The organism is Desulfonatronospira sp., from assembly GCA_003563255.1.
GTDB lineage: Bacteria > Desulfobacterota > Desulfovibrionia > Desulfovibrionales > Desulfonatronovibrionaceae > Desulfonatronospira.
This window is the reverse complement of the sequence record PWSL01000010.1, coordinates 1-16,003: the sequence shown is the minus strand read 5'-3', so window position 1 is coordinate 16,003 and position 16,003 is coordinate 1. Positions and strand designations below refer to the sequence as shown.

Annotated in this window: 18 protein-coding genes; 5 read left to right on the top strand and 13 right to left on the bottom strand. The window is 52.8% G+C overall.

Annotated elements, in window-relative coordinates:
- The first annotated feature begins 233 nt into the window (after positions 1-233).
- The 5 genes from rplM (at position 234) to QZP87_RS00340 (ending at position 3,889) form a co-directional block, all read left to right on the top strand.
- Complete coding sequence (gene rplM / locus QZP87_RS00360; RefSeq protein WP_291320942.1) at positions 234-662, top strand: 50S ribosomal protein L13; 429 nt, start codon at positions 234-236, stop codon at positions 660-662.
- Positions 663-683: 21 nt separating this feature from the next.
- Positions 684-1,076, top strand: a complete 393-nt coding sequence (gene rpsI, locus QZP87_RS00355; protein WP_291320941.1) for a 30S ribosomal protein S9 — start codon at positions 684-686, stop codon at positions 1,074-1,076.
- Positions 1,077-1,330: 254 nt separating this feature from the next.
- Positions 1,331-1,885 (top strand): arginine decarboxylase, pyruvoyl-dependent, encoded by a 555-nt coding sequence (locus tag QZP87_RS00350; protein WP_291320940.1) that lies wholly within the window; start codon positions 1,331-1,333, stop codon positions 1,883-1,885.
- 7 nt (positions 1,886-1,892) lie between these two features.
- Positions 1,893-2,783 carry an agmatinase gene (gene speB, locus QZP87_RS00345; protein WP_291320939.1) on the top strand — a complete coding sequence of 297 codons (891 nt, stop codon included), beginning with the start codon at positions 1,893-1,895 and terminating at the stop codon, positions 2,781-2,783.
- Positions 2,784-2,794: 11 nt separating this feature from the next.
- Entirely contained in the window at positions 2,795-3,889 is a 1,095-nt protein-coding gene (locus tag QZP87_RS00340) for a deoxyhypusine synthase family protein (RefSeq protein ID WP_291320938.1), read from the top strand.
- Positions 3,890-3,904: 15 nt separating this feature from the next.
- Here the strand turns inward: QZP87_RS00340 and hisA are convergent, their stop codons facing one another.
- From hisA to QZP87_RS00275, 13 genes are all read right to left on the bottom strand, one after another.
- Positions 3,905-4,636 carry a 1-(5-phosphoribosyl)-5-[(5-phosphoribosylamino)methylideneamino]imidazole-4-carboxamide isomerase gene (hisA, locus tag QZP87_RS00335; RefSeq protein ID WP_291320937.1) on the bottom strand — a complete coding sequence of 244 codons (732 nt, stop codon included), beginning with the start codon at positions 4,634-4,636 and terminating at the stop codon, positions 3,905-3,907.
- The gene (locus tag QZP87_RS00330) at positions 4,633-5,262 is read right to left on the bottom strand and encodes a hypothetical protein (RefSeq protein WP_291320936.1); all 630 of its coding nucleotides are present in this window, start codon (positions 5,260-5,262) and stop codon (positions 4,633-4,635) included. The genes hisA and QZP87_RS00330 overlap by 4 nt, the downstream gene beginning before the upstream one ends.
- Positions 5,262-5,849 (bottom strand): imidazoleglycerol-phosphate dehydratase HisB, encoded by a 588-nt coding sequence (hisB, locus tag QZP87_RS00325; protein WP_291320935.1) that lies wholly within the window; start codon positions 5,847-5,849, stop codon positions 5,262-5,264. The genes QZP87_RS00330 and hisB overlap by 1 nt, the downstream gene beginning before the upstream one ends.
- 126 nt (positions 5,850-5,975) lie before the next feature.
- A complete protein-coding gene (gene tatC, locus QZP87_RS00320) occupies positions 5,976-6,791 on the bottom strand; it encodes a twin-arginine translocase subunit TatC (protein WP_291320934.1) in 816 nt (271 codons plus the stop codon).
- A complete protein-coding gene (locus QZP87_RS00315; RefSeq protein ID WP_291320933.1) occupies positions 6,788-7,198 on the bottom strand; it encodes a TatA/E family twin arginine-targeting protein translocase in 411 nt (136 codons plus the stop codon). Before QZP87_RS00315 ends, tatC begins: the two co-directional genes overlap by 4 nt.
- A gap of 15 nt (positions 7,199-7,213) precedes the next feature.
- A complete protein-coding gene (guaA, locus tag QZP87_RS00310) occupies positions 7,214-8,764 on the bottom strand; it encodes a glutamine-hydrolyzing GMP synthase (protein ID WP_291320932.1) in 1,551 nt (516 codons plus the stop codon).
- Between the two features lie 30 nt (positions 8,765-8,794).
- A complete protein-coding gene (gene guaB / locus QZP87_RS00305; protein ID WP_291320931.1) occupies positions 8,795-10,252 on the bottom strand; it encodes an IMP dehydrogenase in 1,458 nt (485 codons plus the stop codon).
- Between the two features lie 237 nt (positions 10,253-10,489).
- Positions 10,490-11,071 (bottom strand): tetratricopeptide repeat protein, encoded by a 582-nt coding sequence (locus tag QZP87_RS00300; RefSeq protein ID WP_291320930.1) that lies wholly within the window; start codon positions 11,069-11,071, stop codon positions 10,490-10,492.
- Positions 11,064-11,192, bottom strand: coding sequence for a CcmD family protein (locus QZP87_RS00295; protein ID WP_291320929.1), 129 nt, complete (start codon positions 11,190-11,192; stop codon positions 11,064-11,066). The genes QZP87_RS00300 and QZP87_RS00295 overlap by 8 nt, the downstream gene beginning before the upstream one ends.
- A 369-nt stretch (positions 11,193-11,561) precedes the next feature.
- Positions 11,562-12,260, bottom strand: a complete 699-nt coding sequence (gene ccsA / locus QZP87_RS00290) for a cytochrome c biogenesis protein CcsA (RefSeq protein ID WP_291320928.1) — start codon at positions 12,258-12,260, stop codon at positions 11,562-11,564.
- A gap of 102 nt (positions 12,261-12,362) precedes the next feature.
- Positions 12,363-13,037, bottom strand: coding sequence for a heme exporter protein CcmB (locus QZP87_RS00285; protein WP_291320927.1), 675 nt, complete (start codon positions 13,035-13,037; stop codon positions 12,363-12,365).
- Positions 13,034-13,714 (bottom strand): ABC transporter ATP-binding protein, encoded by a 681-nt coding sequence (locus tag QZP87_RS00280; protein ID WP_291320926.1) that lies wholly within the window; start codon positions 13,712-13,714, stop codon positions 13,034-13,036. The genes QZP87_RS00285 and QZP87_RS00280 overlap by 4 nt, the downstream gene beginning before the upstream one ends.
- Positions 13,715-13,882: 168 nt before the next feature.
- Complete coding sequence (locus tag QZP87_RS00275; RefSeq protein ID WP_291320925.1) at positions 13,883-15,787, bottom strand: cytochrome c-type biogenesis CcmF C-terminal domain-containing protein; 1,905 nt, start codon at positions 15,785-15,787, stop codon at positions 13,883-13,885.
- Positions 15,788-16,003: the final 216 nt, after the last annotated feature.

Genomic DNA, 16,003 nt, shown 5'->3' with positions numbered 1-16,003 from the left:
ACTGGCTCTTCCGGGACCCGCTTGTCCCAAAAAATGAGTCGATTTGAGCACAAAATGATGCTCAAGTGGGTCCCGGAGTGCCTGTCCCCTGCTTTCCTTAAAAGCGCTAAACAGATACCAGGTTGGAAAGTTTTATAAGTTTCGCTGTAGTGATAATTTTTGTTGTTGACATCATGGGCCAAAATCGTTTATATTTTCTTCTTAAGCCAAACAGATCATGGAGTATTTTATTTATGAAGACTTACAGCCCCAAACCTGAAGATATCAAGAGAAACTGGTACGTAGTCGATGCCCGGGACAGGATTCTGGGACGACTGGCCACTCGTATAGCCACCAAGCTCAGAGGCAAGGACAAGCCGGAGTTTGCTCCTCATATGGATACCGGCGACTTCGTTGTAGTGGTCAATGCCGAACAGATCAAAGTCACCGGCGACAAGCTGAAGCAGAAAAAATACTACTATCACACCGGATATCCCGGCGGTATCAAGGAAACATCCCTGGACAGGATGCTGCAGAAAAAGCCGGAGGAAGTCATTAAAAAGGCAGTGGGCCGCATGCTCCCTAAAAACAAGCTTGGCCGCAAGCTTCTGAAAAAACTCAAGGTCTACTCCGGTCCTGAGCACCCGCATACGGCACAGCAGCCCAAATCAATCCAATATTAATTATTTTTTGGAGCAATACGCATGAAGGAAGAATATTTTTACGGCAAAGGCAAGAGGAAGACCTCCACCGCCAGGACCAGACTATATAGCGGTTCCGGACAGATACTGGTCAATGGCAGGCCCTACCAGGAATATTTCCCCAGGGCCACACTGCAGATGATCATAAACCAGCCCCTCAAGCTGACCCATGCAGCAGGCAAGTTTGACATCAAGGTCAACGTGGACGGAGGCGGTCTTGCCGGCCAGGCCGAAGCAGTTCGTCACGGCATTAGCAGGGCACTACTGCAGGTGGATCAGGAGCACCGACCGGTTCTCAAGAAAGCCGGACTTTTAACCCGCGACTCCAGGGTCAAGGAAAGAAAAAAATACGGACAAAGAGGCGCCCGGGCCAAGTTCCAGTACTCCAAGCGCTAATGCTTGGCTTGACGGATACTCAGACTACATCAAAAGGCAGGGTCCTCACCCTGCCTTTTTTATTGTCCAGGACGTTTTACGGTTTGAAGACGGCAAAAGTGCCTGTCTCCGTTGGCCAAGGCGATAATTTACACAAAGTGTCGCTGAAGTGCTATGTTATATTCATATTGACTTGCTCCTGTGCTTTGAATAATTTGTTCTGATTTGACGCATGGTTGAAACCTTGCAGTCCAATATTCAGGGAGGAATATCTGATGCTCCAGAGACCTTTTGTCCCATCCCGTGCTTTTTTTACCCGCGGTATAGGACGGCACAAAAACAAACTGCAGTCTTTCGAGCTGGCCCTTCGCGACGCTGGAATTGAAAAGCAGAACCTGGTTTATGTGTCCAGCATATACCCCCCTTACTGCAGGCTGATTTCAGTCCAGGAAGGCATCAAGGAACTTTTGCCGGGAGAGTTGACCTTTTGTGTTATGGCCAGAAACGCCACCAATGAAAAGGGACGCCTTGTAGGATCCGCAGTGGGCATGGCCTTTCCTGCCGACGAAAGCCAGTACGGATACATATCCGAACATCATGCCTTTGGAGCCGATGAAAACGAGATCGGCGACTTTGCCGAGGATCTGGCCTCCACCATGCTTGCTACTACCCTGGGCATAGACTTTGATCCTGAAAAGGACTACGATGAAAGAAGACAGATCTACATGATGAGCGGGCAGATAGTAGACTCGACATCTGCACCCTGTGTAACCACCGGCGTGGCCGGACTATGGACCACCACCATATCTGTGGCTGTTTTCCTGCCTTGAGGACACTATGTACTTAGACTTTCTGGATCTGGATGATTGCGGCGGTCCCAACCCCGTACACGTCTGGCCGGTACCTTACCAGGGCACCGTCAGCTTCGATACAGGAACCAGGAACGGCCCGGAAGCCCTTTTAAAGGCCAGCTATCAGATAGAGACCTATGATGCTGAGTTGGACGCTGATATCAGCGATTACTGCTGTTTCAAGACCCTGCCCTTTCAAAGACCCAATGTTTCTTCCCCTGAAAATCTGCAAAAAGAAATGCATGCTTTTCTGGAGGGCTATGATCCATCAAAGGACTTCATCCTGACCCTGGGGGGAGAGCATTCCATCGCTTTCCCCCCCATAAGCTTTTATGCCGGCTATTACCCGGACCTGACCGTGATCCAGGTGGATGCACATGCCGACCTGCGCAACAGTTTTCAGGGCAGTTCCTATTCCCATGCCTGCGTCATGTCCAGGGTCAAGGATCTGGGCCTGAGGACAGTATCCCTGGGCATCCGCAGCATGGATCGGGAGCAGGCCCAGATCATCAAAGACGGTCATGATCACATCATGGTCATGCACCCCTGGAATCTGCCCTCCCCTGCCAGGGCCGCCGAAATGGTCAAGGATTTCTCAGGTCCCGGCCCGGTTTACATCACCTTTGACGTCGACGGCATGGACCCTTGTGTCATACCGGGTACCGGCACCCCTGAACCTGGAGGGCTGCAGTACCACTGGATCAATGACTTCTGGCGGCACTTCTGGCCAGGCCCCAGACTGGTTGGAATGGACTTTTGCGAACTGGCTCCACGACCGGACAGCGTCTTGTCCGAATCCACGGGTGTAAAATGTATCCTGAAAATTCTGCTCAGCTATTTTCGCACTATCCAGCCACCCAAACCAGCTGAAACATAACGAGGCAGGCCATGATAAAAAAAGACATCCGTTCCATCGACAGCTTGAAGAACCCCGAAGAGTTAGGGCTGACCCCTCTTCAGCCCCTGGACCCAGACAACATCCAGGACTTTGACCAGCTATTGCAGGCCATGGAAAAAACCGCCTTTAACGGACGCAGCCTGGGAGAGGCCCTGAACGTGCTGGAAGAAATGGTATCCGACCCGGACTGCCTGGTGGTGGGTACTTTTTCAGGGGCCATGACAGTGGCCAAGATGGGCAAGCTATTGTGCAAGATGATAGATAAGGGTTGGATCAATGTGGTTATTTCCACCGGGGCCTTAATGGCCCATGGCTTTATCGAGTCCATCGGGCTTAAGCACTTCAAGTACGAAAAGCACAAAATGAACGACCAGGAGCTTTTCAAACACGGCTTCAACCGGGTTTACGACACCCTGGAACCGGAAATAAACTTTATGCGGGCTGAAGACATCATCCACCAGGTCATGCAGGGTATTGACAAACATGAACAGCTCAGCTCTGAAATCATCTGCCGCAAGATAGGGCACTATCTGGATCAGAACATCCCGGGGCCCGGGATACTTAAAAGCGCCTACCAGCAGAACATTCCGGTTTATATCCCGGCCTTTACCGATTCTGAGCTGGCACTGGACATAGCCACACATATCCTGCTCCAGCAGGAAAACGGACCAACCCTGCAACCTGAGGACTATCCCCCGTTTCCATTCAATCCTTTTCTTGACCTGTTCAGCTACACGAAAAAAATCACTGAAAGTAAAAAGACAGGCCTTTTCACCATCGGCGGAGGCGTGCCCAGAAACTGGGCCCAGCAGGTGAGTCCTTTTCTGGAGATAGCCTCCCAGCGCCTGGAAAACATGCAGCTGCCGCTGCGCAGATTCCAGTACGGGGTCCGCATCTGCCCGGAACCAGTGCACTGGGGGGGGCTGTCAGGCTGCACCTATCAGGAGGGCGTTTCCTGGGGTAAATTCACCCCCCGGGAACAGGGGGGCAAGTATGCCGAAGTCTACTGCGATGCCACCATAGCCTGGCCCATCCTCATCAAGGGACTGCAGGACAGGCTGACCAGAAAGGACCGGGACCGGTAACACCAGTACATTTATTTAACCCTGTTCTTCAATCCACCTGACAGCGCTCTTAAAATCCAGGCTTCCGCTGTATATCGCCCTGCCTGTAATCACCCCTTCCAGGCCCTTATGCCTTAAAGGATATATCTCCTGGATATCTTCCAGCGTAGAGATGCCGCCGGCTGCGATTACCGGTTTATCAGTTATCTCCAGCACATGCTCCAGGGCAGGGGTATTGACCCCGGACTGCATGCCGTCACGGGAGATGTCGGTATACACGAAAAATGATGCTCCCATCGTCTCCAGGTCCGGCAATACCTGGTCCACATCCTGGCCGGTGTCGGAGACCCAGCCCCTGGACTTCAGCCTTCCGTCCCTGGCGTCCAGGGATACGCCGATGCGGCCGGGATATTTGCTGCAAAGCTCCTGGAATCTGCTTTTTTCTTCCAGGGCCATGGTGCCGATTATGAGCCGCTCTACTCCGGCCTCAATATAGGCCGAGGCGGTATCCAGTCCCCTTATGCCGCCCCCCAGCTGCACCGGGATACGGATCCTGGAGCAGATATCAGCGATGAGGTTCTGGTTCACCGGTCTTCCTGAAAAAGCCCCGTCCAGATCCACCAGGTGCAGCCACCCGGCCCCGAGTCTTTCCCAGTGCTCCGCCATAGCTCCGGGATCTGTCGAAAAAACCGTCACCTCATTTTCCAGGCCCTGCCTGAGTCTGACGCACTCCCCGTTTTTTATGTCAATAGCCGGAAAAATAATCATAGACCAAGCTCCCTGACGCCTTTTTCAAGTCCTTCATTGGCCAGTTGCCTGGCTGAAATCCATCTGCCCCCGCGCTTAAAAAACCTGCCTGCTCTGGAAAGATCCTCCAACAGGGCATATTGTCTTTCATCGAATAAAAACCTGTGCAGTTCCAGTTTCTGAAGATCGATGAGGTTGAGCTCCAAAACCACCCCTGCCGGCTCCTGCACGCCCCAGGAACCGCCTACCCGCTCCTTCCAGTCAAACACAAAGGGAACCAGAATATAGTCTGCCTGGATGCATTGGCCCACCTGGACCCAATAGTGAAATGCCGATCTCTGGGGCTGGGCGTCCTCGGACACCTCTTTTTTGCAGTCCTGCAACATTTCCGGGTATAAAATCTTGTGATCGCTTTGCCGCAACAGGGCGACCAGATCACTGTCAAGTTTGTCCTTGATATCCCGGCCGATATCTTTGGGCTGGACAGTGACATGGCTGGTGATCATTTCCCAGCGTTCCCGGGGCTGGGAAAAACCGGCCACAGCAACCACAGCATCTTCGGGGGGTTCGTGGAGCGGCTCCCTGGGGGCGCAACCCGCCCCTGCCGATAAAAGTAATGCTGCAATCAAGATAATTAACCTGCTCATCAAGCCAGAACCCCCTTGGTGCTCAGGACACCCCTTCTGCCCAGTACCACTGCCTGGCCAAGGGCCAGTCCCAGGGACTTGAACGCGGATTCCAGAAGGTGATGCCCGTTTTGACCATAATGAAAATTCAGGTGCAGGTTCATCCTGGAGTTATAGGCCAGGGACTTGAAAAATTCCCTCCAGACATCCTTTTCCTCCCCGGCGATCTGTGCCGGAAGAATGTCGTCACCCAGGTAGACCAGGTAAGGCCTGCCCGAAATATCCAGAACACACTCGCACAGGGCCTCGTCCAGCGGAACTTTGGCACACCCAACGCGGTTGATGCCTGTTTTATCCCCAAGTGCCTTATCCAGAGCCAACCCCAGGCAGATGCCCACATCCTCCAGGCTGTGGTGAAAATCCACGTGCAGATCACCACGGCATTTAAGCCTGAGGGTGAAACCTGCCCAGTGGGCCATGAGATTCAACATGTGATCCAGAAATCCTACCCCTGTCTCCGCAACAATGTGCAATTCCTGGGGCTCCAGGACCAGGTCCAGATCTATCTCTGTCTCCAGGGTTTTTCTGTTAATGCTTGCCTGCCGCATGACTGTTTCCTGACCTGCAGTAAACTGGTTTATCCTCGAGGTGAACAAACGGCTTGTTCATGATATCAATTGCCGTGAAGGTGAATGCCATCTTGAAAAGCGCTGAACAGATACCTTCATCAATGTTCAGCCCTCATCATCTTCTTCATCTTCGTCTTCCTGAGCCTTTTTCTTTCTGTGTTTTCGCTCCCGGCCCCAGATATAGGCCACCCATATGCTCACCTCGTACAAAAGGATCAAAGGCCCGGACATGAGCACCTGACTGATGATGTCCGGAGGAGTCAGAAATGCCGCTGCCAGGAAGATTATGAGTACGGCATACTTGCGCTGCTTGCGCAACCCCCTGGAACTGACTATGCCCAGCCTGGCCAGAAAAAATATAAACAGGGGCAACTCAAAAGCAATACCAAAAGCAAATAAGAGCTTAACTGCAAAGCTGAAATATTCCCGCAGCGAAGGCATGGGCTGAATCATTTCGTTGGCAAAACCCATAAAAAATTGAAAGCCTATGGGAAATACTACGAAATACCCAAAAAGTGCCCCGACTACAAAAAATAGAGCGGAAATAAAGGCTATGGGAATAATAAACTTTCTTTCGGAAGCATACATTCCCGGGCTGACGAATTTCCATATCTGGTAAAATATGTACGGGCTGGCCAGAAAAATACCGGCCACCAGAGATACCTTCAGGTAAGTGAAAAAGGCCTCCGGAAGACCGGTGAAGATCATGGTGCTGGCTTCCGGCAGCACCTTTACCAGGGGCTGCATCAAAATGTCGAAGAGCTTTTCCTTGAACACGTAGCAGGCGAGAAAGCCCACAAAAGCAGCAATAATGATCCGGAAAAGACGGTATCTCAGCTCTTCAAGGTGCTCGGTAAAGGTCATCCCCTCGTCCTGGTGGGAATGCTCGTCCATTGCTTCTTCTTTGTGCTCGGTTGTCATGACCTGATGTTGCCTTCTTTGTCCTGCCTGGGCTCGTTATTATCTGACTCTCGGTGCCCCTTTCCAGGCCGGTCTTCTTCATGTGATGTACCTTGGGCCTGTTCTTCCGGGTTGGGCTCAGGTTCCGGCTGTGGTCCCCTGGATGACGCTTCTTCATCTTTTGGGGATGATTCTTCTGTCTTTCCTGCCTTGCTCTCCATTTTTTTCTTGAGCCTGGCCCGACGTTCCTTCTCATCTTCTTCCTGGACCTCCAGATCTATGGTCCTTTTCACATCAGTGCTGACCCTCTTGAATTCCGCCAGGGTCTTGCCCAGGGATCTGGCGATTTCCGGCAGCTTCTTGGGGCCCAGCACCAGCAGGGCCACCACAAGAATCACCAGTATTTCAGTAGTTCCTATACCAAACATACGTCCCCCCCTGGTCTATTCCCACTCTATGGTGCTTGGAGGCTTGGAGGAAATGTCGTAGACTACCCTGTTTACTCCCTGCACCTCATTTATGATCCGGTTGGAAACCCTGGCCAGGATCTCCGGCGGCAGCCTGCTCCAGTCCGCGGTCATGGCATCCACGCTGTCAACTATACGCAGGGCCACCACGTGCTCATAGGTCCTCTCGTCACCCATTACCCCCACCGTCTTCAAGGGCAGAAGAACTGCAAATCCCTGCCAGACCCTGGTATACCAGTCTGAGGCAAAAAGCTCATTTTGCACTATCCGGTCGGCCTTGCGCAGAATCTCCAGCCTGTCCGGGGTAATGGCTCCAATGACCCTGATGGCCAGACCCGGACCCGGAAACGGGTGCCGCCACACAATGCTGTCCGGAATTCCCAGCTCCACGGCCACCTTTCGCACCTCATCCTTGAAAAGCTCCCTCAGGGGCTCCACCAGTTTGAGGTTCATCTTTTCCGGCAGTCCTCCCACATTGTGATGGCTTTTGATAACCGCCGAAGGCCCCTTGAAGGAAACGCTTTCTATCACATCCGGATACAGGGTACCTTGGGCCAGCCACTTGACCCCGGGTATGGCTCTGGCCTCTTTTTCAAAAACCTCGATAAAGGTCCGCCCGATAATCTTGCGCTTTTCTTCGGGGTCCTTTACCCCGTGCAGTCGGGAAAGAAAAAGATCCTGGGCCTGGACATACTTGAGGTTCAGGTTGAAATACTTGGTCAGGCTCTCCACCACTTCACGGCCCTCGTTGTACCTGAGAACTCCGTTATCCACCAGGATGCAGTGCAGACGCTTGCCGATGGCCTTGTGCAAAAGAACCGCCACCACCGTGGAATCTATTCCGCCGCTTAGGCCGCATACAACCTGCTCGTCCAGGGCGATCTTTTCCCCCATGTCACGGATGCAGTCCTGGATAAAGGAGGTCATGGACCAGTCCGGAACCAGGGCGGCCACCTTGAAAAGAAAATTGTGCAGGATGCGCTTGCCTTCTTCGGTATGCGCCACTTCCGGGTGAAACTGCAGCCCGTATATTTTTTTATCTGCATCCGCCATGGCGGCGATATCAACGCTGGTGGTACGGCCCAGCACCTCAAAGCCCGGAGGGAGGGTAAGAACTGTATCACCGTGAGACATCCATACAGTCAGGCCCTCCCTGTCCAAAAGCCCCTCCCACAAGGGACATGGCCCGGCGAACTCCAGCCCGGCCCGGCCATATTCCCTGTTGCGGGCCGGCTCCACCGTGCCCCCCAGAAGGTGGGCGATCAGCTGCATACCGTAACATATCCCCAGAACAGGAAGACCCAGCTCAAAAACCCCCTTATCAATTCCCGGGGATTCCTGTGAACCTACACTGGAAGGTCCGCCGGACAACACCAGGGCTGTGGGCTGCATGGCCTTCAAATCCTGCAGATCTATACTGCAGGGATGAATTTCGGAGTATATCCCTGATTCCCGGATTCTCCTGGCAATAAGCTGGGTATACTGCGAACCGAAATCCAGAATAACGACCTTGTTTTGAACTTGCATGCTGATAATGCCTGTGTCTAAAGATACTGATTAATAATTCTCTATGCGGTAGTTGGGTGCTTCCTTGGTGATAATGACGTCATGCACGTGACTTTCGCGATAGCCGGCCGGGGTCATGGTCAAAAAGCGCCCCTTTTCCTGCAGCTCTTTGACAGTGGCGCATCCCAGGTAACCCATTCCAGACCGTACCCCGCCTGTCAACTGGTAAATGGTATCTCCTGCAGGCCCCTTGAAGGGCACCCTGCCCACTATACCTTCCGGCACCAGCTTGCTGCTCTTGTCCTGAAAGTAGCGATCACTGCTGCCTTCCCGCATGGCATCTATAGAACCCATGCCGCGGTAAATCTTATAGGTACGCCCCTGGTACAGGATTGTTTCCCCGGGGCTTTCAGTGGTTCCTGCCAGCATGCTGCCCATCATGACCGTATCCGCCCCGGCCACTAGAGCTTTTATTACATCCCCGGAAAACTTGACCCCGCCGTCAGCAACAACGCGGCAACCCTTTTCCCGACAGGCCCTGCTGCATTCCAGCACCGCCGTGACCTGCGGAACGCCTACTCCGGCTACTACCCTTGTAGTGCAGATAGAACCAGGTCCGATGCCCACCTTTACCGCGTCCACCCCGGCATCCACCAGGGCCTTGGCCCCTTCGTAAGTGGCTACGTTGCCGGCTATCAGCTGGCAATGTGGAAAAGCATCTTTAATATCTTTAACACCCTGAATAATATTTCTAGAGTGTCCATGGGCTGAATCCAGGATAATAAAATCTGAGCCGGCCTTGATAAGGGCCTCCACCCTGGCTGTCATATAATCGCCGGTGCCCACCGCGGCACCGACTCTGAGCCTGCCCATCTCGTCCTTGCAGGCATGGGGATACTTCTTGATCTTTTCTATATCCTTGATAGTGATAAGGCCTTTGAGCTTGTCCCCGTTCTCAACTACCAGGAGTTTTTCGATCTTGTTCTTCTGCAGGATGTCCTTGGCCTCGGCCAGGGTGGTGCCCTCCGGTACTGTAACAAGGTTTTTGCTGGTCATAACCTGGTCCACCCTGGTCTTCATGTCGCTTACAAAACGTACGTCGCGGTTGGTCACGATGCCTGCCAGGCGACCTTTATCTTCCACGGGCAAACCGGAAATACGATAATCAGACATGAGGCGCAGCACCTTTTCCACGTCGTCATGCGGATGCACTGTGACCGGATCCACAATCATGCCGCTTTCAGACTTTTTGACTCTTTCCACCTCCTGGCGCTGCTCCTCGATGCTCATATTCTTGTGCACCACCCCCACGCCTCCGGCACGGGCCATGGAAATAGCCATATCTGCTTCTGTTACAGTATCCATGGCTGCGCTGAGCAAAGGAATATTCAGCTCTATCTCAGGAGTAAGCCAGGTTTTCAGGTTGGTCTCCTCGGGCAGTACTTCGGAGTAGTCCGGCACCAGCAAGACATCGTCAAAGGTTAATCCCTGGCCCCAAATCTTATCCATTCCCCCTCCAGTCGGTTTAGACGGTATGACGATACTTAAGAGGTAACAGTTCAGCCATTAGTATACGGCACGTAACCATTCAGGGGGTCCTCGGTTATGGCTGATGGCCGGTTCCGGCACCCCCTGAATGGTTACCTTACATCAACAAAAAACAAAAAGTATTTAATGTTTCTTTGTTACCGGGAATGCCTTGACTCTGTCAAACGCGAAACAAAGCCAGCTCCTTGAAACAATTTTCTATGTTCCCTCACCCGGGGCTGGAGTTTCCAGTTCTTGGCGCACCCTTTCCAGCAGTTCCTGGTTGTCTGGATCCAGCTTCAGGATGGTTTGAAAATGCTCCCTGGCCATTTCCTGATCATCCAGATAATACTTGTAAATTATGGCCAGGTTGTAATGCCCCTGATGATTTTCAGGGTTTATCTCTAAAAGCCTTTTGAACTTATCCCTGGCCCGGGCATGTTCCCCCATCCGAAACAGTGTAAACCCTGCCTGGTTCAAAGCCAGCTGATGATCAGGATCCAGCTCCAGGGCCCTGTTCCAGAACGAATAAGCCCTGTCCCATTCCTCGTTCTGCATGAAAAAACCTGCCAGATCCAGTATGGCATGCAGATTTTCAGGGTTTTCCTGCACCTCCTGCATCAGACCGGCTATGCGCGCCATCATCTGCTGATCCGCCTGCCTGGCATGGGTTTCAACTACCAGTGAGGGAGACTGGATCCTGTACCAGATGGAAGATAAAAAGATCACTGCCAGGCCTAGAAGCGCGAAAACCACAACCGTTCTCTGCATGGCGGAAGGGGATAAAAGGCTGCTATTCATGGTGCATGACCTCCAGCTGCCTGATCTTTTTCTCAAGCTTTTTCTGTCCAACAGCCAGGAAAAAGAGGTATCCCCCGATCCCCAGCCAGACAACCACATTGCTCGCGATGAGATATGTCATAATCAAACCTTTTTTTTGTTTGGTAAGAGTTAAACCATTTACCACTACAGCGACACTTGATTTAAGCTGGAAGGGGACAGGCTCTTTTGCCGCCGGGATTTTTGAGCAGTTGACAGTTTTCCATCGGCAAAAGTGCCTGTACCCAATTGAGATGCCATACTGTATTTTATAAGTTTCGCTGTAGTGTTAGGCGCTTAGTGAAAATTTCAAACCATCATGTTGGTCGTTAAGAAAACATTTTGCTTGCATTTTTGGTAATTGTCCCTGCTAAAAGCCTTTTGCAGGTGCATCCAATATTTTCAGAAAACAGACTGTTCAGCGCCTGGCACCGGGACTGTCTCCGCTAAGAACTCTCAAGCCATAATACTGTCAGCCGTTAAACCTGCTATCGGATGCATAAAGACTCCAGAGCCTTTCCTGCAGGTTCTTCTGCCGAAAGCGTAACAGGATAAGCGCCGCGGTCACCAGACCCATGGCAGCTACGCAGACTATGACAGTAGTCAACATTTCCGGTTCCAGGCCTCCACCTTCGGAGGCGAACACCGCTGGGTGAATGCTTCGCCATATGCGGGCCGACATAAATACCAGCGGAACATTCAAAAAAGCCACCACTCCAAGGACCGCCGCCACCATACGCATCTTGCGCCGGCCTTCTATGGACTGACGCAGCACCAGGTACCCGGCGTAAATAAACCACATGATAAGTGCTGTGGAAAGCCTGGGGTCCCAGGTCCACCATGTGTTCCAGGAAATCCTGGCCCATAGAGAACCCGTGGCCAGGGCCAGAGTGGTATACAAAAGGCCCACCTCTGCCGCAGACGAGGCCAGCTGGTCCATACCTGGACTTTTTCTTATCAGAAATCCAATACTGGCGCAAAAAACAATGAAGAAACATATCATCCCCCACCAGGCCACTGGAAGGTGCAGGTAAAATATCTTCTGCACCTGACCCATAGTGACTTCCACAGGGGCATAAACCCAGATGAAATACTGAGCCAGCACCATGGCCGCCCCTCCGGCCAGGGCCAGGGGCCCGGCCAGGGATGTAAGTGAGCTGTTGTCCTTCATGTCATTTTCTCATGCTGAATAATGCTACAGAGAAACCCTTGTCTGAGCCTGCAATGATGCGAGTGTGCCTGTCCCCAATTGAGGCAGTTATTACAAAAAAACTCAATACTCCCCGTATATAAACGGAAATAAAAGCAGTGCAGCTCCGGTGAACAGGGCATTGAAAGCCAGCACCACCCCTATCCAGGACCCAAGGTCCTCTCCTGAACCGTCTCCCAGAAAATAAGACCCCATGCTGATTCCAGCAAGCAGTACCGGTATCAGCAATGGAAAGATCACTACGCTTAAAAGCGAGTCCCTGGCGCTGTGCCCCTGGGACATGGCCCCCAGAAGGGAGCCGACCGCCACCAGGCCCCAGTCTACCAGCAGGATACACCCCAGGACCATGGGCCAGGCTGTCACCTCGTCCTGGCCCAGAAAAACAACTATTGCCGGTAAAAATACCAGCTGAGCCATGAGTAGCAGCACCCCCCCGGCCAGGGCCTTGCCTATCCAGATATACTGTATCGGCATGGGGGCGAGCAAAAGCCCTATCCTGGACTGGTTGGACCCTTCGCTGCTGTACAGAGTGTTGAAGACCAGGATCATGGCAAAGCTGGTGGCCAGCCAGAATATTGCGGCCGCAGCCTGGGCTGATACGTCATGCCCCACCGGGGTGGAAAGGCTGAACACAAACACCAGGATCAGGCCCAGCAACACCGGCTGAACAATGCCTGCACCATCTGCAAACACCAGCCTCAGATCCTTGGCCATGAGTGCCAGTGGTCTGGGAGTCAATGCAGCCTCTCCTGCAGGACATCTTTAAAATCACTTGTCAGACCGAAAAAGGCCTGCTTTTTATTCTCCAGGTACAGGACCTTGTCAGCCTGGTCCAGGTCTTCCTGCAGGCTGTGACTGACCCAAACCAGAGATGCCCCCCTGTGCCTGGCCTTTGAAATCTCGTTTCGAAGCATCTGTCTGGACTGAGCATCCATGCCGGTGGCTGGTTCGTCCAGAAAAAAAATATCCGGCTGCAGCATCAACACTCTGGCCAGACTAAGCCTCTGGGCCATGCCCCTGGAAAAGGTGCGGGCGTTTTCATGCATAAATCCCTTGAGCCCCACCAGTGCCAGCAGATCTTCCAGTTCCTCCAGGCTTTTGTGCAGCCGATACATCCCGGCCCAGAACCTGAGGTTTTCCAGGCCGCTCAACCCCGGATATATAAACGTGTGATGCCCCAGATAGGCTGTCTTCTCGCTGGGCACTCCCGACAGCACAGTCCCGCTGGTGGGAGAGATGAGTCCGGTCATTATGTGTACCAGGGTGGTTTTGCCTGCCCCGTTGGGGCCTGCAAGCAGCATTACCTCCCCCCTGGGCAGCTTTAAGCTGATATTTTTAAAAACCAGCCGGTCATCAAAAAAATGACTGACCCGGTCCAGCTCCAGCAGCACATCTGGATTTATATTCTCATGCATTGCAGAATCAACTTGTTTCTAAACAGGTAACTATTCAGGGGGAGTCCTCGATGGTGACTAATGGCACAACTCCAGGGGACTGTCCCCGCTATGTAATGATTGTGCAGCTTCTGATAATTTCGCCTTTGAAATTTTTGCATTTGTGCAGGAAAAATGTCGCGGGGACTGTTATTTGTCCGGGTCCCTGACCCGGACCCTGCCCATAATCATAAAAATTGCCAGGCAAAGGATTATACTGCCGATCCAGATCCAGTTCACCAGGGGGCTGACACTGATTTTGAAGGTGACATTGAGCTCCGGGTCAAAACCCAGGATGGTGGAGTAAAGCTCCTTGCCCAGGGAAAAGATAGTGGAGACCTCCGAGTAGGGCTGATCGAAATTGCGGTGCAGGGTGCGCTGGGGCAGCATGGTGCCCACTTCCTTGCCCTCTCTGGTCACGTCCAGTTGGGCCTCGTAAATTGAGACACCCGGCTCATGCTCTTCCCTGAAATCGGAATAGGTAACCTCAAAACCGTCTATCACAGCACTTTCCCCCTGACTGAGCCGAACCTGTATCTCCTGCTGGTAAGGGCCGGAGAAGGCAACACCCAGCACAATCATAGCCACGCCGAAGTGCACCAGGTAAACCCCCCATCCTTTACGACTACGGCGTACTTCCCGTCTGGACAGAATATAAAAGATCATTGACACCATTCCCGCAGTTCCAGCCGAAGCCGCAGCCAGGGGCAGAAAGTCGCGCACGCCTCCTATCCAGAGGCCGGCAACGGACACTGCAAAAATCAACACCACCGCCAGCAGTCCCTGCATGTCCAGCACCCCCTGCCGCCAGTTGAACCAGGGACATACGCACATGATCAGGGCCATTGCAGTGAACAGGGGCAGGCAGACCCGGTTGTAGAAATCCGGTCCCAGCCCCATGGGGTTCTCGGTCCAGATATTGGATATCACCGGCCACATGGTCCCCATGGCCACTATCACGGCCAGGGCCAGAAAAATCCAGGAGACCACAATGAGCAGCCCCTGCTTGCTCCACAGAGTATCCAGAGCACTTTGGTGCTTTTTTCCGGCCAGGGCCACAAATAGAGTCAAAGCAAGCCCTGCCAGCATGAGTATCATCAGAGGTCCGCCCACTCCCCGGCCTCCAAAGGTATGCAGGGATTCGATGACATCGCTGCGCACAAGGTAAGTGGCGAAGAAGCAGGTAAGCAGGGAAAGATTGATAAGTATCAGATTGGAGCGGTGCAGTACGTTTCTCTGTTTGCCCACAATAGCCGTGTGCAGAAAGGCCGTGCTGATCAGCCACGGGATCAGGGAGGCGTTTTCCACCGGGTCCCAGGCCCAGTATCCGCCCCAGCCCAGTTCCATATAGGCCCACCATCCGCCAAGAAGTATGGCTCCGCCGGTAAGCATGACCCAGGCAAAAAGCACCCAGTTGCGGCACTGGAAAATCCAGCTGCGCTGATCACCGCTCAGCCAGCCGGCCAGGGCCAGGCAGGCCGGAATGGTAAACCCGGCATAGCCCAGAAACGTCATGGGCGGATGAAAGAGCATGCCCACATTTTGCAGCAGGGGATTAAGGCCCCCGCCGCCCACGGGAGCAGGCTGAAGCACCATAAAAGGGTTGCTGGGTCCGGTGAGCATGAGCAGTAAAAAAGACTGGATTATGAACATAAGTCCCCAGAACCAGGCTTTGGTTTCCCGGGCCAGAGACCTGTACACCGGGGACAAGAGCCAGATACCGCCCATTATTACCACAATCCAGAGCCAGAACAGCAGGGATCCCTCCTGCCCGGCCCAGAAAGCAGAAATCTGGTAATGCATGGGCAGAAACTCATCAGAGTTGCGGTAAACGTACGAGAATGAAAAATCGCGGGTAACAAAGGCCCACAACAGTATAAAAGAACTAAGTGAAACCAATGCCAAAACAGCAGCCTGGCCTCTTTCCAGCCAGGGCAGGAGCGTGATTTCCGCTCCTGAGTTCCTGGTTCTCCACAGCTCAGCAAAGGCGGCTCCAGCCAGCAAAATCATCAAAATAAGCGAGGTCAGCAGCCCGAAAAAGCCCAGGTAATGCATGTAAAATTCCTACTATTATGGTGTTGATTAGCACTACAGCGACACATTATTTTAACTCGAAGGGGACTGGCTCCCCGCACTTATTATAATAATCCGTAACACTACAGCGAAACTTATGATTGACCTGCGGGGACTGGCTCTCCCCGCACTTATTTTTTCCAATAAAACCAAGATCATTTTTAATAAAAATAAGTGCGGGGGTGCCTGTCCCCAATT